The sequence below is a fragment of the Streptomyces sp. NPDC002784 genome, from assembly GCF_053592135.1.
In genome coordinates this window covers 268,069-288,376 of record NZ_JBSFVD010000007.1, presented here as the reverse complement: position 1 = coordinate 288,376, position 20,308 = coordinate 268,069, and the positions used below count along the sequence as shown (strand labels likewise).

17 protein-coding genes and 2 pseudogenes are annotated in these 20,308 nt (G+C 72.4%); 9 read left to right on the top strand and 10 right to left on the bottom strand.

Going from position 1 to position 20,308, the window contains the following annotated elements; genetic code table 11:
• Both ACWD1Z_RS16815 and ACWD1Z_RS16810 read right to left on the bottom strand, forming a co-directional pair.
• Positions 1–704: alcohol dehydrogenase catalytic domain-containing protein (locus ACWD1Z_RS16815; protein ID WP_451119328.1), on the bottom strand; the 704-nt coding region annotated here is incomplete at its 3' end.
• A gap of 48 nt (positions 705–752) precedes the next feature.
• Positions 753–1,952, bottom strand: a complete 1,200-nt coding sequence (locus tag ACWD1Z_RS16810) for a cation:proton antiporter (protein WP_451119326.1) — start codon at positions 1,950–1,952, stop codon at positions 753–755.
• Between the two features lie 194 nt (positions 1,953–2,146).
• Between ACWD1Z_RS16810 and ACWD1Z_RS16805 the strand changes: the two genes are divergently transcribed.
• Positions 2,147–2,362: a heavy-metal-associated domain-containing protein gene (locus ACWD1Z_RS16805; RefSeq protein ID WP_451119325.1), complete on the top strand. Its 216-nt coding sequence runs from the start codon at positions 2,147–2,149 to the stop codon at positions 2,360–2,362.
• A gap of 18 nt (positions 2,363–2,380) precedes the next feature.
• Complete coding sequence (locus tag ACWD1Z_RS16800; RefSeq protein ID WP_451119323.1) at positions 2,381–4,612, top strand: heavy metal translocating P-type ATPase; 2,232 nt, start codon at positions 2,381–2,383, stop codon at positions 4,610–4,612.
• Positions 4,613–5,201: 589 nt separating this feature from the next.
• Here ACWD1Z_RS16800 and ACWD1Z_RS16795 read toward each other — a convergent pair.
• The 3 genes from ACWD1Z_RS16795 to ACWD1Z_RS16785 all read right to left on the bottom strand — a co-directional run bounded on the left by ACWD1Z_RS16795 (position 5,202) and on the right by ACWD1Z_RS16785 (position 9,366).
• Positions 5,202–6,491 (bottom strand): citrate synthase, encoded by a 1,290-nt coding sequence (locus ACWD1Z_RS16795; RefSeq protein WP_250078220.1) that lies wholly within the window; start codon positions 6,489–6,491, stop codon positions 5,202–5,204.
• A 244-nt stretch (positions 6,492–6,735) separates the two neighbouring features.
• Complete coding sequence (recD2, locus tag ACWD1Z_RS16790; RefSeq protein WP_451119320.1) at positions 6,736–8,970, bottom strand: SF1B family DNA helicase RecD2; 2,235 nt, start codon at positions 8,968–8,970, stop codon at positions 6,736–6,738.
• Positions 8,971–9,000: 30 nt separating this feature from the next.
• Positions 9,001–9,366 (bottom strand): hypothetical protein, encoded by a 366-nt coding sequence (locus tag ACWD1Z_RS16785; protein ID WP_451119318.1) that lies wholly within the window; start codon positions 9,364–9,366, stop codon positions 9,001–9,003.
• 171 nt (positions 9,367–9,537) lie between these two features.
• Here ACWD1Z_RS16785 and ACWD1Z_RS16780 point away from each other — a divergent pair, with 171 nt between their 5' ends.
• The 3 genes from ACWD1Z_RS16780 to ACWD1Z_RS16770 all read left to right on the top strand — a co-directional run bounded on the left by ACWD1Z_RS16780 (position 9,538) and on the right by ACWD1Z_RS16770 (position 11,571).
• Positions 9,538–10,461: a ribokinase gene (locus tag ACWD1Z_RS16780; RefSeq protein ID WP_451119316.1), complete on the top strand. Its 924-nt coding sequence runs from the start codon at positions 9,538–9,540 to the stop codon at positions 10,459–10,461.
• 280 nt (positions 10,462–10,741) lie between these two features.
• The gene (locus tag ACWD1Z_RS16775; RefSeq protein ID WP_451119314.1) at positions 10,742–11,137 is read left to right on the top strand and encodes a hypothetical protein; all 396 of its coding nucleotides are present in this window, start codon (positions 10,742–10,744) and stop codon (positions 11,135–11,137) included.
• Complete coding sequence (locus ACWD1Z_RS16770) at positions 11,026–11,571, top strand: hypothetical protein (RefSeq protein ID WP_451119313.1); 546 nt, start codon at positions 11,026–11,028, stop codon at positions 11,569–11,571. Before ACWD1Z_RS16775 ends, ACWD1Z_RS16770 begins: the two co-directional genes overlap by 112 nt.
• A gap of 27 nt (positions 11,572–11,598) precedes the next feature.
• Here the strand turns inward: ACWD1Z_RS16770 and ACWD1Z_RS16765 are convergent, their stop codons facing one another.
• From ACWD1Z_RS16765 to ACWD1Z_RS16755, 3 genes are read right to left on the bottom strand one after another with little or no spacing between them, the layout of a single operon-like run.
• Entirely contained in the window at positions 11,599–12,429 is an 831-nt protein-coding gene (locus ACWD1Z_RS16765; protein WP_451119311.1) for a sugar phosphate isomerase/epimerase family protein, read from the bottom strand.
• Positions 12,426–13,577: a dihydrodipicolinate synthase family protein gene (locus ACWD1Z_RS16760; protein WP_451119309.1), complete on the bottom strand. Its 1,152-nt coding sequence runs from the start codon at positions 13,575–13,577 to the stop codon at positions 12,426–12,428. Before ACWD1Z_RS16760 ends, ACWD1Z_RS16765 begins: the two co-directional genes overlap by 4 nt.
• The gene (locus tag ACWD1Z_RS16755; RefSeq protein ID WP_451119307.1) at positions 13,574–14,725 is read right to left on the bottom strand and encodes a Gfo/Idh/MocA family protein; all 1,152 of its coding nucleotides are present in this window, start codon (positions 14,723–14,725) and stop codon (positions 13,574–13,576) included. Before ACWD1Z_RS16755 ends, ACWD1Z_RS16760 begins: the two co-directional genes overlap by 4 nt.
• 248 nt (positions 14,726–14,973) lie before the next feature.
• Between ACWD1Z_RS16755 and ACWD1Z_RS16750 the strand changes: the two genes are divergently transcribed.
• From ACWD1Z_RS16750 to ACWD1Z_RS16735, 4 genes and pseudogenes are all read left to right on the top strand, one after another.
• Positions 14,974–16,020, top strand: coding sequence for a LacI family DNA-binding transcriptional regulator (locus ACWD1Z_RS16750; protein WP_451119305.1), 1,047 nt, complete (start codon positions 14,974–14,976; stop codon positions 16,018–16,020).
• Between the two features lie 88 nt (positions 16,021–16,108).
• Positions 16,109–16,381: pseudogene (locus ACWD1Z_RS16745) on the top strand (GNAT family N-acetyltransferase); the annotation flags it as partial.
• A 366-nt stretch (positions 16,382–16,747) separates the two neighbouring features.
• A complete protein-coding gene (locus tag ACWD1Z_RS16740; protein ID WP_451119303.1) occupies positions 16,748–17,548 on the top strand; it encodes a sugar phosphate isomerase/epimerase family protein in 801 nt (266 codons plus the stop codon).
• Between the two features lie 139 nt (positions 17,549–17,687).
• Positions 17,688–17,948 (top strand): annotated as a pseudogene (locus ACWD1Z_RS16735) (MFS transporter); the annotation flags it as partial.
• A gap of 52 nt (positions 17,949–18,000) precedes the next feature.
• On the opposite strand, the gene ACWD1Z_RS16730 reads toward ACWD1Z_RS16735, so the two are convergent.
• Both ACWD1Z_RS16730 and aroA read right to left on the bottom strand, forming a co-directional pair.
• A complete protein-coding gene (locus ACWD1Z_RS16730) occupies positions 18,001–18,621 on the bottom strand; it encodes a GNAT family N-acetyltransferase (RefSeq protein WP_451119301.1) in 621 nt (206 codons plus the stop codon).
• A 10-nt stretch (positions 18,622–18,631) separates the two neighbouring features.
• Entirely contained in the window at positions 18,632–19,861 is a 1,230-nt protein-coding gene (aroA, locus tag ACWD1Z_RS16725; protein ID WP_451119299.1) for a 3-phosphoshikimate 1-carboxyvinyltransferase, read from the bottom strand.
• Between the last annotated feature and the right edge of the window lie 447 nt (positions 19,862–20,308).

Genomic DNA, 20,308 nt, shown 5'->3' with positions numbered 1-20,308 from the left:
GCATGATCAAGGAAGCGAACAGCCTCGGAATGACCGTCCGCTTCGAACCCATCACAACGTCCTGACCTCGCAGTCGCTTGCATCTTTCGTGTCAGTGCCAGCGCCTGGGGCGAGACGTCCACGGCGACGACCCGCGCGCCCGACGCGGCCGCGATCATCACCGCGGACAGGCCCACTCCGCCGCAGCCGTGCACCGCCACCCACTCCCCCGCGGCGACCCGGCCCTGCTGCACCACGGCCCGGAACGCGGTGGCGAACCGGCAGCCGAGCGAGGCCGCGGTGGCGTACGACAGGCCGTCCGGTATCGCGACCAGGTTCACCTCGGCGTGGTCCAGCGCGACGTACTGGGCGAAGGAGCCCCAGTGGGTGAAGCCGGGCTGGGTCTGCCGCTCGCACACCTGCTGGTCGCCCGCCTCGCAGGCCGGGCAGCTTCCGCAGGCGCAGACGAAGGGGACGGTGACCCGGTCACCGGGGCGCCAACCGCTCACCCCGGGGCCCACCGCCTCGACCACACCGGCGAGTTCATGGCCGGGGACGTGCGGCAGCGTGATGTCGGGGTCGTGGCCCTGCCAGCCGTGCCAGTCGCTGCGGCACAGGCCGGTGGCCTCGACCCGGACCACGACTCCGTGGCCGGCGGGGCGGGGGTCGGGCAGGTCGCGTACCTCGGCGGGTTCGCCGTACTGCTCGAAGACCACGGCTCGCATGGGGCTCCTTCCTCCCCGGCGAAGACTAGCCAGGCCCTGCCGTTTCGATCACCAGGACTCTGGCTCCCCGCCCGCGTCCCGCGGCGCCGCACGCTCGCCCCGCAGCCGCAGTCCGGCCGGCGGGAACACCAGTACCGACACCATGGCCGCGCCGACCAGCGCCGCCGCCTCGTCGGTGCGCAGGGTGCCGGCGTCCACGCCGATCGTGGTGATGGCCACGACCAGCGGCAGGGCGGTGGCGGCGAACAGGGTCAGGGCGCCCCGGTCGCGGCGGCCGAGGTCACGCGGGGCGAGGGCGTACACCGGCAGCCCCCGGACGGCGAGGAGGAGCAGCAGGAACAGCGGCAGGAGCAGCAGGGCGCGGCCGCCGGACAGCAGGGAGTCCAGGTCGAACTCGATGCCGGTGACCACGTAGAACACCGGCACCAGGAAGCCGAAGCCCATCGCCTCGACCTTCTCCATGACCGGTTCCGCGCTCTCGGGTGCCGAGCCGTGCAGCACCAGCCGCGCGATCACCCCGGCGGCGAAGGCGCCGAGCAGGGCGTCCAGGCCCAGCGCCTGGGAGACGCCGAGCATGACCGCGAGGAGCAGGACCACCAGGCGTACGGCGAACTGGCCGCTGGTGTGCAGCGTCACCTCGACGACCCGGGAGAACCACGGCGGCCGGGGCCGCGTCGCCCACCACACGGCCACCGCCGTCAGCAGCGCGAACGCGGCCAGCACCGCCGTCGCGCGGCCGGGCGAACGGCCGCTCAGCAGCAGGGCGATGGCGATGATCGGCCCGAACTCCCCGACCGCGCCGAACGTCAGCATCACCGAGCCGAACCGGGAGCGCAGGTCACCCGCGTCGCGCAGCATGGGCAGGACGGTGCCGAGGGCGGTGCTGGTGAGCGCCGTACCGAGGTAGACGCCCCGGTCGAAGCCGGACAGCAGGGTGGCCAGGCCCAGCCCCACCGCCAGGGAGATCAGCCAGGCGCGCACCGACCGGCGCAGGGTGGTGCCGCGGACCTTGTCGAACTCGATCTCGTAGCCCGCGAGGAAGATCAGCATCGCCAGGCCCAGGTCGGCGAGGACATCGATGACCTCGCCCTCCCCCGCCCAGCCGAGCACGTCCGGGCCCACCAGGATGCCCAGTGCGATCTCGAAGATGACGAGCGGGACGGGCAGCCGGCGGCCGACCCCGTGGGCGAGCAGCGGCGCCAGCACCGCGATGGACATGATGAGGATGAGCGTCCCGGCCTGCGACATAGGGGGTACCTACCATAAGGAATGGACAAATCCTCCCAAGCCGAGAGATTCTCCTGGGGTCCGGTCCCGCGTGGGCGCCTGCGCCCGCCCGGCCCGACCCGTCTTGGAGTAATACCCCGCCGGGGTATACGGTGGTGATACGGGGACCCCTCGCGGTACCCGTCGGCCCCACCTGCCTCGACGAGGAGAACAACATGAGCGTCAGCGCCGTCTACAAGGTCAGCGGGATGAGCTGCGGACACTGCGAGGGCGCCGTCTCCGGCGAGATCTCCGAGCTTCCCGGCGTCAGCTCCGTGCAGGCCGTGGCCTCCACCGGCGAGGTGACCGTCGTCTCCGCGGAGGCGCTGCGCGAGGAGGATGTGCGCGCGGCCGTGGACGAGGCCGGTTTCGAACTCGTCGGCGCTGTCTGAGCGGTCCGGAGTCCGGTCATGTCCACCGTCACCCAGGCCCCGACAGCCCCCGCCTCCGAGGTCGAGCTGCTCATCGGCGGCATGACCTGCGCCTCCTGCGCCGCCCGGGTCGAGAAGAAGCTCAACCGGATGGACGGGGTCACCGCCAGCGTCAACTACGCCACCGAGAAGGCGAGGGTCAGGTACCCGGCGGGGGTCGAGGTGGCCGATCTGATCGCCACGGTGGTCAAGACGGGGTACACCGCCGAGGAGCCCGCCCCGCCCGAACCCGCCGCGCCGGAGCAGGCGGCCGAGGACGACCCCGAACTCGCCGCCGCCCGGCAGCGCTTCACCGTCTCCGCGCTGCTCGCCGCGCCCGTCGTGCTGCTGTCGATGGTCCCGGCGCTGCAGTTCGACAACTGGCAGTGGCTCGCGCTCACCCTCGCCGCGCCGGCCGTCGTCTGGGGCGGGCTGCCCTTCCACCGCGCCGCCTGGACCAACGCCCGGCACGGCGCCGCCACCATGGACACCCTGGTCTCGCTCGGGACGCTGGCCGCCTTCGGGTGGTCGCTGTGGGCGCTGTTCCTCGGGGACGCCGGAATGCCCGGGATGCGGGACGAGTTCCGGCTCACCGTCGGCGGGATGGACGGCGCCTCGACGATCTACCTCGAAGTGGCCTCCGGGGTCGTCGCCTTCATCCTGCTCGGCCGCTATCTGGAGGCCCGCGCCAAGCGCCGGGCGGGAGCCGCGCTCAGGGCGCTGATGGACCTCGGCGCCAAGGACGTGGCCGTCCTCAGGGACGGGCGGGAGCGGCGGATCCCGGTGGCCGAACTGGCCGTCGGCGACCGGTTCGTCGTACGGCCCGGGGAGAAGATCGCCACCGACGGCACCGTCGTCGAGGGCGTCTCGGCGGTGGACGCCTCGATGCTGACCGGGGAGTCGGTGCCGGTCGACGTGACGGCCGGCTCCGCCGTGACCGGGGCCACCGTCAACGTGGGCGGGCGGCTCGTCGTCGAGGCCACCGAGGTCGGCGCCGGCACCCGGCTCGCGCGGATGGCGCGGCTGGTGGAGGCGGCGCAGAGCGGCAAGGCCGAGGTGCAGCGGCTCGCGGACCGGATCTCCGCGGTCTTCGTGCCGGTGGTGCTGGTCGTCGCCGTCGCCACGTTCGGGGGGTGGCTCGGTGCCACCGGTGACACCGTCGACGCGTTCACCGCGGCCGTCGCCGTCCTGATCATCGCCTGCCCCTGCGCGCTGGGTCTCGCGACCCCGACCGCGCTGATGGTCGGCACCGGGCGCGGGGCCCAGCTCGGCATCCTGATCAAGGGGCCTGAGGTGCTGGAGTCGACCCGTCGCGTGGACACGGTCGTCCTCGACAAGACCGGCACGGTGACGACGGGACGGATGACCCTGCACGAGGTGTACGTCGCCGAGGGCACCGACGAGACGCAGGTGCTGCGGCTGGCGGGCGCCCTGGAGCACGCCTCCGAGCACCCCGTCGCCCGGGCGGTCGCCGCGGGCGCCGAGGAGCGGGCCGGACAGCTGCCGGTGGCCGAGCACTTCGAGAACGTGCCCGGGCGGGGCGTACGCGGGCGTGTGGAGGGCCATGAGGTCGCCGTGGGGCGGCTGTTCGCGTCGCTTCCCGGGGAGTTGGCCCGGGCCCGGGACGAGGCCGAGAGGGGCGGGCGTACGGCCGTCGTCGTCGGCTGGGACGGGGCCGCGCGTGCGGTCCTCGCGGTCGCCGACACGGTCAAGGAGACCAGTGCCGAGGCCGTGCGCGAGCTGCGCGCGCTCGGGCTCACACCGGTGCTGCTGACCGGGGACAACCGGGCGGTCGCGGAGGCGGTGGCGCGCAGCGTCGGGATCGAGCAGGTGATCGCCGAGGTGCTGCCCGAGGAGAAGGTCGCGGCGGTACGGCGGTTGCAGGGCGAGGGGCGGACGGTCGCCATGGTCGGCGACGGCGTCAATGACGCGGCCGCGCTCGCCACCGCCGATCTGGGGCTGGCGCTGGGCACGGGGACGGACGCGGCGATCGAGGCCGGGGATCTGACGCTGGTGCGCGGGGATCTGCGGGTGGCGGCGGACGCGATCCGGCTGTCCCGGCGGACGCTCACCACGATCAAGGGCAACCTCGTGTGGGCGTTCGGCTACAACGTGGCCGCGCTGCCGCTGGCCGCGGCGGGGCTGCTGAACCCGATGATCGCGGGTGCGGCGATGGCGTTCTCGTCGGTCTTCGTGGTGACGAACAGCCTGCGGCTGCGGACTTTCCGATAGGGGCGCCTCTGGAGTCCTGCGCGAGCCTCACATAAGCTCTTCACAAGGCTCGCGCAGCATCCTTACGCTTGGGCTCGTTCGATGGATCGGGGCTCTTGCGTATCTAACGGACATTTGCAAGAGACGCAGATCACAGTGATGCGAACGTAACCATCGAAGGGGTTCGAAGGTCTAAGTTGGCGATGTCAGGAAGCGTCTTGGGGGGCGTGGACTGGCGTCTGGGGATGTCTTGGGGGACTTCCTCAGAGATGCGTTGCCGGGGCACGCACACCGGGGAGCTTTGAGCGGCCCTCCCGGGTGCGTTGTCCCGGCAGACCGCACACCGAGTAGTACGGCGGACCGCGCCGTTCTGCTCAACGCAGTACCGAACAACAGCGATTCAGGCGCTGTCCTCACAGACGCCCGGCCGGATCCCGTGGGGGGAATCCGCACCGGGACATGGGAAGGCGCCCTGGACGTCGGCCCGTGGGGGGACCGGCGCCAGGGCGCCTTCTTCTTGGTCTTACGGCCGGAACACCTACGGCGTTCACCGCGCGAGGCACCAACTCCGGCTCGGGCGCCACCGCAGCGGCGCCCCCACCGGCAGGTGTCAGCGCTCCTCGACCGGGACGAAGTCCCGCTCGACGACGCCGGTGTAGATCTGGCGCGGGCGGCCGATGCGGGAGCCCGGCTCCTTGATCATCTCGTGCCACTGGGCGATCCAGCCCGGGAGGCGGCCGAGGGCGAACAGGACCGTGAACATCTCGGTCGGGAAGCCCATGGCCCGGTAGATCAGGCCGGTGTAGAAGTCGACGTTCGGGTAGAGGCTGCGCGAGACGAAGTAGTCGTCGGAGAGCGCGTGCTCCTCCAGCTTGAGCGCGATGTCCAGCAGCTCGTCGGACTTGCCGAGGGCCGAGAGGACATCGTGCGCGGCAGCCTTGATGATCTTGGCGCGCGGGTCGAAGTTCTTGTAGACCCGGTGGCCGAAGCCCATCAGCCGGACGCCGTCCTCCTTGTTCTTCACCTTGCGGATGAAGGAGTCGACGTCACCGCCGGAGGCCTGGATGCCCTCCAGCATCTCCAGCACGGACTGGTTGGCGCCGCCGTGCAGCGGGCCCCACAGGGCGCTGATGCCGGCCGAGATCGAGGCGAACATGTTCGCCTGCGAGGAGCCCACCAGACGGACCGTGGAGGTCGAGCAGTTCTGCTCGTGGTCCGCGTGCAGAATCAGCAGCTTGTCGAGGGCGGCGACGACGACGGGATCGAGCTCGAACTCCTGCGCGGGGACCGAGAAGGTCATCCGGAGGAAGTTCTCGACGTAGCCCAGGTCGTTGCGCGGGTAGACGAAGGGGTGGCCGATCGACTTCTTGTACGCGTAGGCCGCGATCGTCGGAAGCTTGGCGAGCAGCCGGATCGTGGAGAGGTTGCGCTGCTTCTCGTCGAAGGGGTTGTGGCTGTCCTGGTAGAAGGTCGACAGCGCGGAGACGACCGACGACAGCATCGCCATCGGGTGGGCGTCGCGGGGGAAGCCCCGGTAGAAGTTCTTGACGTCCTCGTGCAGCAGTGTGTGCTGCGTGATGTCGTTCTTGAACGTGCTCAGCTCGTCGACGGTGGGCAGCTCACCGTTGATCAGCAGGTAGGCGACCTCCAGGAAGGTGGAGCGCTCGGCCAGCTGCTCGATCGGGTAGCCGCGGTACCGGAGGATGCCCTGCTCGCCGTCGAGGTAGGTGATGGCGGATTTATAAGCGGCCGTGTTGCCGTAGCCGCTGTCCAGGGTCACCAGACCGGTCTGGGCGCGGAGCTTGCCGATGTCGAAGCCCTTGTCGCCGACGGTGCTGTCGATCACCGGGTAGGTGTACTCGCCGTCGCCGTACCGCAGTACTACAGAGTTGTCGCTCACGTCTTCCCTCACCGACGTTGTGCCTCTTCTTCGAGGTTGCCCTGACTGTCTCTACCATCCCCCATTTGGCGCATGAAAGTGCACTCGGGGTCGACCATTGGGCTTATTGGCGGCACTCAGTGCCGCCAACTTGCTCATCCTGCCCCTCCGCACCGGCATCCGGAAGAGCTGTGTGACGTTTACGACTCGTTTGATCGATCAAATTTCACTCACCTCTCCCCGGAGCGCGCTGAGAGCCTGGCACTCACCCCTCCAGTGCGCGTGGTGCGAGCCTGAAGTCCAGCGCCGTGCAGCGCCGTCCGGCCGAGACCGTGCGCACCGCCTGACCGATGGCCTTGCGCGAGCCGACGAGCACGACCAGCTTCTTGGCCCGGGTGACGGCGGTGTAGAGCAGATTGCGCTGGAGCATCATCCACGCGCCCGTGGTGACCGGGATCACCACCGCCGGGTACTCGCTGCCCTGGGAGCGGTGGATCGTCACCGCGTACGCGTGCGCCAACTCGTCCAGCTCGTCGAACTCGTACGGCACCTCCTCGTCCTCGTCCGTCCGCACCGTCAGGCGCTGGTCGACCGGGTCGAGCGAGGTGACCACACCCACGGTGCCGTTGAAGACGCCGTTCGCGCCCTTGTCGTAATTGTTGCGAATCTGGGTGACCTTGTCGCCGACCCGGAAGACCCGGCCGCCGAACCGCTTCTCCGGCAGGTCGGGGCGGCCGGGGGTGATGGCCTGCTGGAGCAGGCCGTTGAGGGTGCCGGCGCCGGCGGGGCCGCGGTGCATGGGCGCGAGCACCTGGATGTCCCGGCGCGGGTCGAGCCCGAATTTGGCCGGAATCCGACGGGCCGCCACGTCCACGGTGAGCCGTCCGGCCTCCTCGGTGTCGTCCTCGACGAAGAGGAAGAAGTCCTTCAGGCCGTCGGTGAGGGGGTGCTGCCCGGAGTTGATCCGGTGCGCGTTGGTGACCACCCCGGACTGCTGGGCCTGGCGGAAGACCCGGGTGAGACGGACGGCGGGGACCGGGCCGCCGTCGGCGAGCAGGTCCCGCAGGACCTCCCCCGCCCCGACGCTGGGCAGCTGGTCGACGTCCCCGACGAACAGCAGATGGGCGCCCGGCGCGACCGCCTTGACCAGCTTGTTGGCGAGCAGCAGGTCCAGCATGGACGCCTCGTCGACCACCACCAGGTCGGCGTCGAGCGGGCGGTCCCGGTCGTAGGCGGCGTCACCGCCGGGCTTCAGCTCCAGCAGCCGGTGCACGGTGGATGCCTCGGCGCCGGTGAGCTCGGCCAGGCGTTTGGCGGCCCGCCCCGTGGGGGCGGCGAGGACGACCTTCGCCTTCTTGGCGCGGGCCAGCTCCACGACCGACCGGACGGTGAACGACTTGCCGCAGCCCGGCCCGCCGGTCAGCACGGCGACCTTCTCGGTCAGCGCCAGCTTGACGGCGGCCTCCTGCTCGGGGGCGAGTTCGGCGCCCGTCCGGCCCTTCAGCCAGGCCAGCGCCTTGTCCCAGGCCACGTCCCGGAAGCCGGGCATGCGGTCCGCGTCGGTGCGCAGCAGGCGCTGCAGCTGTCCGGCGAGGGACAGCTCGGCGCGGTGGAAGGGGACGAGGTAGACGGCGGTGACGGGGTCGCCGCCGTCCGGTGCCGGCACCTTCTCCCGTACGACGCCGGGCTCCCCCGATTCCTCGTCCGGTGCCGCCAGCTCCGCGAGGCACTCGATGACCAGACCGGTGTCGACCTGCAGCAGCTTCACCGCGTCGGCGATCAGCCGCTCCTCGGGGAGATAGCAGTGCCCCTGGTCACTGGACTGGGACAGGGCGTACTGCAGACCGGCCTTGACCCGCTCGGGGCTGTCGTGCGGGATGCCGACGGACTGGGCGATCTTGTCGGCGGTGAGGAAGCCGATGCCCCAGACGTCGGCGGCGAGCCGGTAGGGGTGGTTCTTCACCACCGAGATGGAGGCGTCGCCGTACTTCTTGTAGATGCGCACCGCGATGGAGGTGGAGACCTCGACGGTCTGGAGGAAGAGCATGACCTCCTTGATCGCCTTCTGTTCCTCCCAGGCGTCGGCGATCTTCTTGGTCCGCTTGGGGCCGAGCCCGGGGACCTCGATGAGCCGCTTGGGCTCCTCCTCGATGATCCTCAGGGTGTCCAGGCCGAAGTGCTGGGTGATGCGGTCGGCGAAGACCGGCCCGATGCCCTTGACCAGCCCCGATCCCAGATAGCGTCGGATGCCCTGGACGGTGGCCGGCAGCACGGTGGTGTAGTTGTCGACGGTGAACTGCTTGCCGTACTGGGGATGGCTGCCCCAGCGGCCCTCCATCCGCAGGGACTCGCCGACCTGGGCGCCGAGCAGCGCGCCGACGACCGTGAGGAGGTCGCCGCCGCCGCGGCCGGTGTCGACCCGGGCGACCGTGTAGCCGTTCTCCTCGTTGGCGTACGTGATGCGTTCGAGCACGCCTTCTACCACCGCCGGACTGGACATGATCCGACGCTACCGTCCGGCACTGACAGCTCAGCCGGACTGTGCCTTCACATGGTCGAGGACCTTGCGGAACTCCTCGGTCGGGGAGAACTCCACGAACTCGCAGTCCTCCAGGGCGACCGGGACGTGCCCGGGGCCCCAGTAGTAGGCCTGGCCCTCCTCGTAGATCTCCTCGCCGTCCGGGGTGACCATCCGCAGCCGGCCCTTCAGCAGGACGCCCCAGTGCGGGCACTGGCAGGCGTCGCCGGGCAGGCCCTTCATCGCCGGGCCCATGTCCGTGCCCTCGGGCAGGCGCACATAGCCGACGGACATGCCGCCGCCGATCGGTTCGGTGCGCAGTTCCACGCCACCGCCTTCCAGGAAGACGGGCACCTCGTCGCGTGTCGTCGCCGTCATGGTTCCTCCGCTCCGGGCCGTGGGCCCTGGGGGTACGACCCCGCAGTTCCAGCGTGGCACCGGCGCGCCCCGGGTGCCCTTCCGGGCGCCGCGGAGTCCGGCAGAATCGCCGGGGCGGACAGCCGCAACGGACGGAAAGCGGCTCGACGGACGGAAACGGGGAGACACTTCATGGACGACTACGACCTCCTGGTCGTCGGATCCGCCAACGCCGACCTGGTGATCGGCGTGGAGCGGCGGCCCGGTGCCGGTGAGACGGTGCTCGGCTCCGATCTCGCCGTCCACCCGGGCGGCAAGGGCGCGAACCAGGCGGTGGCGGCGGCCCGGCTCGGGGCGCGTACGGCCCTGCTGGCCCGGGTCGGCGACGACGCGCACGGCAGGCTGCTGCTCGACTCGCAGCGGCGGGCCGGGGTGGACACGGCGGGCGTGCTGGTCGGCGGCGCGCCGACCGGGGTCGCGCTGATCACCGTGGACCCGTCCGGGGACAACAGCATCGTGGTCTCGCCGGGCGCCAACGCCCGCCTGACGCCCGGGGACGTACGGGCCGCCGCGCCCCTGATCCGGGCCTCGCGGGTGGTCTCCGCGCAGTTGGAGATCCCGTTGGAGACGGTCGAGGAGGTCGTACGGCATCTCGCGGCGGGCAGCCGGTTCGTGCTGAACCCCTCGCCGCCGCGGCCGCTGCCGCCGGAGGTGCTGGCCGCCTGCGATCCGCTGATCGTCAACGAGCACGAGGCGAAGGTGATCCTCCAGGACGCCCGTGCCGGGGAGGAGCCCGAGGACTGGGCGCGGCTCCTGCTGGCGAAGGGGCCGCGTTCGGTGGTCGTGACGCTGGGGGCGCGGGGGGCGCTGGTGGCGTCCGCCGAGGGGGTGGCGCGGGTGCCGTCCGTGCGGGTGGCGGCCGTGGACACGACCGGCGCCGGGGACGCCTTCACGGCGGCGCTGGCCTACCGGCTCGGCACGGGCGCCGGGCTGGTGCGGGCGGCGGCTTATGCGGCCCGGGTCGGCGCGGCGGCGGTCACCAAGGAGGGCGCGCAGGCGTCCTTTCCGACGGCGGCGGAGGTCGAGGCGCCGGCGGAAGGCGCGCGCGAGGAGTGAGCCGTACATGCTTCGAGGGGGCCCGGTCCGTCGACCTGGCCCCCTCGCGCTCTCCCCCTCCGTGTCAGAACCCCCCGCGATCCCCCCAGATCCCCCTCCAAGAAGTTCCGACACCCAGTACGACCCACGTCCTCTGGAAAGGGTTGTACGGCTTGCCGAGAATTTATTTCGCCCCCGGCGCGAGGTGCGGTGGGGGCCGGGGTGAGCCGATGACGGCTTCCGCCGCTGAGCTCGCCGCCAGTGTTTCAGCCGTGGCCGAATCCGGTGGGGGGTCGTGGTCATGGAGGCCGAACTCGAGTTCTGGGCCGGGGACTTGGCGCGTCTGCGGTTCGCCGTCTCGCCGCTGTGGGAGGTCGCGACGAGCTTCCGGCTGCTCCGCGCGGGGCGCCCGCATCCGGCGCATCGCCCCTGGGTCGAGCAGGTACGTCCGCGGGTGGCGGCGGGTCTGGAACGGCTCGCCGAGCTGGTACCGCCCGACGGCTATGTCCCCGATTTCCTCAACCCGGCGCCACCCGGCCCGGACCCGGCCCTCGCCGAGGACTGGCCGCCGTACGGTCGGCTCCGGTGGACCGGATACGCCGGGACCTGTCCCGCCTGGAGCGCGAGCACGGCTGCTCACTCGGCCCCCGACTGCGCGCCCTGTACGACGAACCGGAAACCCAACTCCCGAGGCTGACCGAGGAGTTGGAGACGTACTGGCAGCTGGCGCCGGCCCCCTACTGGGCGCGGATACGGTCCGTGCTCGACGCCGACGTCCTGTACCGCGCCCGGCAGCTCGCCGAGCACGGCACCGCCCATCTGCTCAACGAGCTTCACGACACGTCCGGTTGGGAGGCCGGCGCCCTGCGGCTGCGGCAGCGCGGGCGCGGTCCGTCCCGGGCGACGGCGGGCGCCGGGCTGGTGCTCGTCCCGTCCGCCTTCGCCGGTCCCGGCCTGCTCACCCGGGTGGCGCTGCCGGACCCGCCCCAGCTCGCCCATCCGGCCCGCGGCACCGGAACCCTGTGGCAGCCCCGGCCCACGTTGGCCGCCGACGCCCTGGCCGCCGTACTCGGGCGCTCACGGACCCGGCTGCTGACCGAGCTGGACACACCGGCCCCACGACCGACCTAGCCCGGCGGACGGGGCTGTCCGCGGGCGCTATCCCGTGTGCGCCACGAACCGCGCCGCGGTCTCCGCCAGCACCTCCCGGCCGTCCCGCGCCCACAGTCCGTCGTTGAAGAGCTCCACCTCGATGGCGCCGGTGTAGCCGGCGGCCTCGACGTACCCCTTCCACTCCCGCATGTCGATCGAGCCGTCGCCGATCTGCCCGCGGCCGTTGAGCACGCCCTCGGGCAGCGGCGTGGTCCAGTCGGCGAGCTGGAAGGTGTGGATCCGCCCGCCCGCGCCCGCCCGGGCGATCTGCGCGGGCGCGTCGTCGTCCCACCAGATGTGGTACGTGTCCACCGTGACGCCGACCTGGTGGGCGGGGAAGCGTTCGGCGAGGTCCAGGGCCTGGGCGAGGGTGGAGACCACGCAGCGGTCGGCGGCGTACATCGGGTGCAGCGGCTCGATGGCCAGCCGTACCCCGTGGTCCTCGGCGTACGGGCCGAGGACCGCCAGCGCGTCGGCGATCCGCTCCCGCGCGCCGCGCAGGTCCTTCGAGCCCGCCGGGAGACCGCCCGAGACCAGGACGAGGGTGTCCGTGCCCAGGGTGGCCGCCTCCTCGACGGCCCGCCGGTTGTCGTCCAGCGCCCTGGCCCGCTCCGGCGCTTCGATCGCCGTGAGGAACCCGCCGCGGCACAGGGTGGTGACCGTCAGCCCCGCGTCCCGGACCGCCTTGGCCGTCGCCTCCAGGCCGTACGCCTGGACGGGCTCCCGCCACAGGCCGACGTTGACGACACCCAACTGCCCGCACGCGTCGACCAGTTCCGGCATCGACAGCTGCTTGACCGTCATCTGGTTGATGGAGAAACGCGCCAGCTCCGTCACTGGTTCACCCCGTACGTCGACAGCAGGTTCCGCATCCGTTCCTCGGCACGTTCCGGGTCCGGGAACAGGCCCAGAGCGTCGGCGAGTTCGTAGGCGCGGGCGAGGTGCGGGAGGGAGCGGGCCGACTGCAGGCCGCCGACCATCGTGAAGTGATCCTGGTGGCCCGCGAGCCAGGCCAGGAGGACCACGCCGGTCTTGTAGAAGCGGGTCGGCGGCTGGAAGAGGTGGCGGGACAGCTCGACGGTCGGGTCGAGGAGTTCCCGGAAGCCCTTGGCGTCCCCCGTGTCCAGCACCCGGACCGCCTCCGCCGCCAGCGGGCCCAGCGGATCGAAGATGCCGAGCAGGGCGTGGCTGAAGCCCTTCTCGTCCCCGGCGATCAGCTCCGGGTAGTTGAAGTCGTCGCCGGTGTAGCAGCGCACGCCGTGCGGGAGGCGCCGGCGCAGGTCGATCTCGCGCTGCGCGTCCAGCAGGGAGACCTTGATGCCGTCGACCTTGTCGGGGTGGGCGGCGATGACCTCCAGGAAGGTGTCGGTGGCCGCGTCGAGGTCCGCGGAGCCCCAGTAGCCCTCCAGCGCGGGGTCGAACATGGGGCCGAGCCAGTGCAGGATCACGGGTTCGGCGGACTGGCGCAGGAGATGGCCGTAGACCTCCAGGTAGTCCTCGGGGCCGCGGGCGGCGGCCGCCAGTGCCCGGGACGCCATGAGGATCGTCCGCGCGCCGGACTCCTCGACCACGGCGAGCTGTTCCTCGTAGGCGGCACGGACCTCTTCGAGGGTGCCCGCGGCGAGCTGGTCGGTGCCGACCCCGCAGGCGATGCGTCCGCCGACCGCGCGGGCCTCGGCCGCGCTGCGCCGGATCAGCTCCGCCGCGCCCGCCCAGTCCAGGCCCATCCCGCGCTGCGCGGTGTCCATGGCCTCGGCGACGCCGAGCCCGTGGGACCACAGATGCCGGCGGAAGGCGAGCGTGGCGTCCCAGTCGACGGCGGCCGGCGAGTCGGGGCTGACGTCGGCGAACGGATCGGCGACGACATGGGCCGCGGAGAACACCGTACGAGAGGTGAAGGCCGCGCCCGGGGTGACGGCGACGGGCTCCCGCCGGGGCTCGTACGCCCTCAAGGCCCCGGTCGCGTCCGGGAGTCGGATGGTCACAGCGCGATCTCCGGTACGTCGAGGCGGCGGCCCTCGGCCGAGGACCTCAGGCCCAGTTCGGCGAGCTGGACGCCGCGGGCGCCGGCCAGGAGGTCCCAGTGGTAGGGGGCGTCGGCGTAGACGTGCCGCAGGAAGAGCTCCCACTGCGCCTTGAAGCCGTTGTCGAACTCGGCGTTGTCCGGCACCTCCTGCCACTGGTCGCGGAAGACCTCGGTGGCCGGGATGTCGGGGTTCCAGACGGGCTTGGGGGTGGCCGAGCGGTGCTGTGCGCGGCAGGTGCGCAGCCCCGCGACCGCCGAGCCCTCCGTGCCGTCGACCTGGAACTCCACCAGCTCGTCGCGGTTGACCCGCACCGCCCAGGAGGAGTTGATCTGGGCGACGGCACCGCCCTCGAGCTCGAAGATGCCGTAGGCGGCGTCGTCGGCGGTGGCGTCGTAGGGCTTGCCGTTCTCGTCCCAGCGCTGCGGGATGTGGGTGGCGGTGAGCGCCTGGACAGACTTCACCCGGCCGAACAGCTCGTGCAGCACGTACTCCCAGTGCGGGAACATGTCGACGACGATGCCGCCGCCGTCCTCCGCGCGGTAGTTCCAGGAGGGGCGCTGGGCGGACTGCCAGTCGCCCTCGAAGACCCAGTAGCCGAACTCGCCGCGCACGGACAGGATCCGGCCGAAGAAGCCGCCGTCGATGAGGCGCTTGAGCTTGAGCAGGCCCGGGAGGAAGAGCTTGTCCTGGACCACGCCGTGCTTGATGCCCTTCGCGCGGGCCAGCCGGGCCAGTTCCAGGGCGCCCTCGAGACCGGTGGCGGTGGGCTTCTCGGTGTAGATGTGCTTGCCCGCGGCGATCGCCTTCCTGATCGCCTCCTCGCGGGCGGAGGTGACCTGGGCGTCGAAGTAGATGTCCACGGCCGGGTCGGCGAGGACCGCGTCCAGGTCCGTGGAGATGTGCTCCAGGCCGTGGCGGTCGGCGAGCGCCCTGAGGGCGTGCTCGCGGCGGCCCACCAGGACCGGCTCCGGCCACAGCACGGTGCCGTCGCCGAGGTCGAGGCCGCCCTGTTCGCGCAGGGCGAGGACGGAGCGGACGAGGTGCTGGCGGTAGCCCATACGCCCGGTCACGCCGTTCATGGCGATACGCACCGTTTTGCGTGTCACGTCATTCCCTTCGTCCGCTGACGCCCCAGCGGCGCAGCAAGCGCTTTCTATATGGACTGAAGCTAGCCTCTGAGCAGTGGTCTGTACAAGACCGTGATGGGGATGAGTCGTTCGAGGGGGCGAACCATCCGGGTGCCCGGCCGTATGGTCTGGTCGGCGGCCCCGGAACCGTATGCGCCGGGGGCCTGTCTAGGAGCACGTACGACGTACGAGGCGGTACGAGAGATGCGCGACCGGAGGACGACGAGATGACGGTGACCCTGGCGGACGTGGCGGCCCGCGCGCAGGTCTCCCCCGCGACGGTGTCGCGCGTGCTGAACGGGAACTACCCCGTCGCCGCGTCCACCCGGGAGCGGGTGCTGCGTGCCGTGGACGAGCTGGACTACGTGCTGAACGGTCCGGCGAGCGCGCTGGCCGCCGCCACGTCCGACCTGGTCGGCATCCTCGTCAACGACATCGCCGACCCCTTCTTCGGGATCATGGCGAGCGCGATCCAGGCGGAGATCGGCGGCCCCGGCGGACGCGCCGGCGGCGAGCGGCTGGCCGTGGTCTGCAACACCGGGGGCTCACCGGAGCGCGAACTGACCTATCTGACCCTGCTCCAGCGGCAGCGGGCGGCGGCCGTGGTGCTGACCGGCGGGGCCGTGGAGAACGCCCCGCACGTGACGGCGGTCTCGGCCAAGCTGCGCAAGCTGGCGGAGGCGGGCACCCGGGTGGTGCTGTGCGGGCGGCCGCCGGCGCCGGACACCGGGGCGATCGCGCTGACCTTCGAGAACCGCGGGGGCGGCCGGGAACTCACCGAGCATCTGATCGGCCTCGGCCACCGCCGCCTCGGTTACATCGCGGGCCCCGAGGAGCGCACCACGACCCGGCACCGCCTGGAGGGGCACCGGGCCGCGCTGGAGGCGCACGGCATCGAGGACGACCCCCGCCGGACGGTCCACGGCCGCTACGACCGCCGCTCCGGGTACGAGGCCACCCTGGAGCTGCTGCGCCGCGACCCGACCCTGACGGCGGTGGTCGCCGCGAACGACTCCGTCGCGCTCGGCGCCTGCGCGGCCGTGCGGGAGTCGGGGCTGCGGATCCCGGAGGACGTCTCCGTCGCCGGCTTCGACGACCTGCCGTTCAGCATCGACGCGGTGCCCTCCCTGACGACGGTGCGCCTGCCGCTGTCGGAGGCGGGGGCGCGGGCCGGGCGGATCGCGATGGGCCGCGAGGAGGAGCCGCCCGGGGGCATCGCCACGATCAGGGGCGAGCTGATGGTCCGGGGGTCGACGGGAGTGCCGCGGAACTGAGTCGGTGACCATCTCCTGCGTGACCGGAGCGGGCCGGTGAACCCCTTCGCCGACCGGATGAACTCCCTCTAGGAGTACGTCGTCTCCGGCGCCGGCCACCGCCCGGCTCCGCCTGCTCCTGGTCGAACCGGACGCCCGCGGCCTCGGTGCCGGGGACCGGCTGATCGGCGCGGTCGTCGACTTCGCGCGCGGGGTCGGCTACCGGGACCTGGTGCTGTGGACCAACGACGTCCTCACCGCCGCCCGCCGCCTCTACCAGCGCCGCGGCTTCGTCCTGACGGCGGAGAAACCCCACCGCTCCTTCGGCAAGGACCTCACGGGCCAGGACTGGCACCTGAACCTGACGGACGCCCAGCAATAACGGCCCGAGCGCCGGGGGTCCCCCGGAGTAGCCGCGCCGCCCGGTGGCCGGCCGCCACTGTCCACTGACCGGCGCCCGCCCGGGCCCGCACCCGGCAATGACGGCCCGAGCCGCGGCATTCCCCAGGCAAACCGCATCCCCCGACGACCCGCCCCCGTCCTGACCGACACCCTGGGGTGCGAGCCCGAGCGTCGGGGCCCCCGGCAGAGCGCGCTCCCGGCGACCGGACGCCGCTGTCCGCTGACCGGTACCCCGGAAGGGACGGCCCGAGCCGGGCCGCCCCGGGGAGCGGTCAGGGCGGATGCCGGTCGGTGCTGACCGGGGCCCGCGCTGACCGGGGGCTCGGTGGCGCGTAGAGTCGCGAGCATGAAGCTGGCGTTCTCCACTCTCGGTGTCCCCGGTCTTCCGCTCGCCGATGTGCTGCGGCTCGCGTCCGCGCACGGCTATCACGGCGTCGAGTTGCGCGCGCATCCCGAGGAACCGGTGCATCCCGGGCTCGGGCCCGAGGAGCGCGTCGCGGCGGCGGCCGCGTGCAAGGCGGCCGGCATCGAGGTCGTCGGCATCGCCGGGTACGTCCGGGTGGCCGCCCCCGGCCCCGACGAACCGGTGATCCAGGAGCTGTACGGCCTGCTCGACCTCGCCCGCGACCTGGGCTCCGGTTTCGTCCGCGTCTTCCCCGGCGCCGAGGAGTCGCAGAGCGCCGAGGACGCCGACGCGACGGCCGCCCGCAGGCTCGGCACCGCCGCCGAGTACGCCGCCGACGTCGGCGTACGGATCCTGCTGGAGACGCACGACTCGCACCGCACCGGCGCCGACGCGATCCGCGTGCTGGGCCTGGTCGGGCACCGGCACGTGGGCGCGCTGTGGGACGTGATGCACACCTGGCTGGGCGGCGAGCAGCCCGCGGAGTCGTACGCCGCGCTCGCCCCGCATCTCGGCTACGTCCAGGTCAAGGACATCGCGTCCGCCGAGGACCCCACCCCGCTGCCGCTGGGCGCCGGGGTGCTGCCGCTGGCCGAGTGCGTGGAGGTGCTCTCCCGGCACGGCTGGGACGGCTGGCTGTGCTGGGAGTACGAGAAGCGCTGGTACGAGGGGGCGGCACCGCTCGAAGGTCTGCTCGACGCCGGGCACGACCACCTGGCCCGGCTGCTCAACGACTCCGCGTAATGCGTTGGCCGGGGGCGGGAGCCTCCGGCTAGCGTCCCGGGCATGACCCCGCCCGCGCAGCCGCGCTCCGCCATGTCCTCATGAGCCTCGCCCGTACCCTCCTCGACGTACGGCCCCTGCGCACCTCCCCCGTCTTCCGGCGGCGGACTCCGTGTCGGTGCTGTCCCGGGCGACGATCGTGCAGACCCGTACGCCGGACGCCCTGCTGGGCCGGGTGACGGCGGCCGAGCAGATAGCCGGCCAGGCGGGACCGCACCTGGGCAACCTGCGCGGCGGTCTGGTCGCCGGCTGGTCCTCCGGAGCGACCGCCCTGATCACCGGCGGCGTCCTCTGCGTCCTGGCGGTGGCCTACGTCGCCACGAGCACTCCGGAACTACGGGCGGGCGGCAAACGGGGGTGAGCGGGGCCGCTGTTCACCACCGGCGTCTTCATGGCCGTACCGGAAGAGCCCCTCAGCGCGGCTCGGACAGGCGTTTCTCCAAGTGGGCGCGGCGCTGGGGCCATTCGTCGGCCGTGATCGAGTAGATCGCGGAGTCGCGCAGCCGGCCTTCCTCGCCCGGGGCCCAGGAGCGGGACCAGTTGCGCAGGACGCCCTCGAAGCGGGCGCCGGTGCGCTCGATCGCGGCGCGTGAACGGCTGTTGCGGGCGTCGGTCTTGAGGTCGACGCGGGACACCTCCCACTCCTCGAAGGCGTGCCGGAACAGCAGGAGTTTCGCCTCGGTGTTCACGCCGGTGCCCTGCGCGGAGGCGGCGAGCCAGGTGAAGCCGACCTCGATGGCGTCCAGGTGGTCCGGGGAGCGCCAGGAGCGCGGCTCCCAGTAGGAGGTGGTGCCGACCACGCGTCCGGTCTCCTGGGAGATCTGGGCGTAGGGCGCGAGCATCCCGGTGGCGGCGCGGGCGAGTTGGGCGTCGATGTAGGCGTCGGTCCCGGCGGCCGTGGGCACCCAGGTGAACGCGTACGAGTCGCGGTTCTCCTCGGCCGCCGCGGCCAGCCCGGGCGCGTGCCGTCTCTCCAGCGGCTCCAGGCGCACCAACGTGCCCTCCAGAACCGGCCCTGCCAGCTTGAAGCTCACCCGTCGCCCCTCACAGCCGCGCGCGCAGCGCCCCGAACTCCTCGTGGAAACCGGGGAAAGTCTTGCGTACGCACCCGGGGTCGTCGAACGAAATACCCGGCACGCGCAGGCCGGTGACCGCGAAGGACATGACGATGCGGTGGTCGCCGTAGGACGTGATCCCGGCGCCTTCCACCGCTCCCGGGTGGATCTCGATCCAGTCGGGTCCCGTCTCCACCCGCACGCCCAGCCGCCGGAGGTTCTCCGCGCAGGCGTCCAGGCGGTCGCACTCCTTCACCCGGGTGTTGGCGACGTCCTCGATGCGCACCGGGCCCGAGGCGAAGGGGGCGATGGCGGCGAGGGTGGGCATGGTGTCGGAGATGTCCCGCATGTTGACGGTGAGGCCGCGCAGTTCGCCGGTGCCGCGGACCGTGGTGCGGTCGGCGCCGATCCGCACGTCCGCGCCCATCCGGCGCAGCACCTCGACGAAGCCCAGGTCGCCCTGGAGCGCGCCCCGGCCCAGGCCCGGCACGGTCACCTCGCCGCCGGTGAGGGCCGCGGCGGCGAAGAAGTAGCCGGCGGTGGAGGCGTCCGGTTCGATGGCGTAGGTGGTGGCCCGGTAGCCGCCCGGCGGGACCACGAAGTCGGCACCCTCGCGGGTCACCTCCACCCCGAAGGCCCGCATCATCGCGAGGGTGATCTCGACGTACGGCACCGAGACCAGGTCGGTGACATGGATGCGCAGGCCCTGCTCGGTGAGCGGGCCGAGCAGCAGCAGGGCGGTCAGGTACTGGGAGGACTGACCGGCGTCCAGCGTGACCTCGCCGCCGACCACGCCCTTCGCCGCGACGGTCAGGGGGTGGTGGCCCTCGCGCCCCTCGTGGCGCAGGTCCACGCCCAGGTCGCGCAGGGCGCGGGTGAGCGGCAGCAGCGGGCGGCGGCGCATCTGCTCGGAGGCGTCGAAGCGGTAGGTGCCGTGGCCGGCCGCGGCCAGCGTCGGCAGGAAGCGGGCGGTCGTGGCGCCGTCCCGGCAGTAGACGTCCGCCTCGGCGGCCGCGGGGCCCTGCGGGCGGCCGTCCACCTGCCAGCTGTCGGGGGTCCGGCCGACCCGGTAGCCGAGGCTCACCAGCCCCTCGGCGAAGCCCTCGGTGTCGTCCGACCGCAGCGGCCGTACGAGGGTGGTGACTCCGTCGGCCGCCGCCGCCAGGAAGAGGGCGCGCGCGGTGATGGACTTGGAACCGGGAATGTCGACAACTGGCATGCCCCCATGATCGCCCGCCACGACCCTCCGGCGCCCCCAAGTCCACGAGATGGACCCCGACTCGTCAGTCCACGGCCATGTCCCCGGCAACGGAACGAACACCTCCGGTGAGGGCGAGGGATACGCCACCCTGTGCGTCCCCCGGGGTGGGTGAGGGGTACCTCGTCAGCCGTCGCCTGCACCTCCGGCGAGGGCCACGTCGGCGACCGCGGCCTGCGCCCGGCCGGGGGTGGGTGAGGGGCACGACGGCGACTACGGCCTCGCCCGGCTGGGGGCGCGTCGTCGGGTGCCGCCAACGCCTCCGGCAGCGGGGCGAACCCGGCGTCGCCCGCGGCATGCACCCCGGCGGCAGGGCGGGGGTCACGTGGTCGCCCGCGGCCTGCACCCCCGGCGAGGGGCCTGACGGCAGTTGCAACCTGCGGCCCGGCCGGGGCCACGGCGTCCGAC

Coding starts and splice junctions, on each gene's coding strand:
- ACWD1Z_RS16810 (WP_451119326.1), bottom strand. CDS start 1,952: ATGTCGCAGGCCGGGACGCTCATCCTCATCATGTCCATCGCGGTGCTG.
- ACWD1Z_RS16805 (WP_451119325.1), top strand. CDS start 2,147: ATGAGCGTCAGCGCCGTCTACAAGGTCAGCGGGATGAGCTGCGGACAC.
- ACWD1Z_RS16800 (WP_451119323.1), top strand. CDS start 2,381: ATGTCCACCGTCACCCAGGCCCCGACAGCCCCCGCCTCCGAGGTCGAG.
- recD2 (WP_451119320.1), bottom strand. CDS start 8,970: ATGTCCAGTCCGGCGGTGGTAGAAGGCGTGCTCGAACGCATCACGTAC.
- ACWD1Z_RS16785 (WP_451119318.1), bottom strand. CDS start 9,366: ATGACGGCGACGACACGCGACGAGGTGCCCGTCTTCCTGGAAGGCGGT.
- ACWD1Z_RS16780 (WP_451119316.1), top strand. CDS start 9,538: ATGGACGACTACGACCTCCTGGTCGTCGGATCCGCCAACGCCGACCTG.
- ACWD1Z_RS16775 (WP_451119314.1), top strand. CDS start 10,742: ATGGAGGCCGAACTCGAGTTCTGGGCCGGGGACTTGGCGCGTCTGCGG.
- ACWD1Z_RS16750 (WP_451119305.1), top strand. CDS start 14,974: ATGACGGTGACCCTGGCGGACGTGGCGGCCCGCGCGCAGGTCTCCCCC.
- ACWD1Z_RS16740 (WP_451119303.1), top strand. CDS start 16,748: ATGAAGCTGGCGTTCTCCACTCTCGGTGTCCCCGGTCTTCCGCTCGCC.
- aroA (WP_451119299.1), bottom strand. CDS start 19,861: ATGCCAGTTGTCGACATTCCCGGTTCCAAGTCCATCACCGCGCGCGCC.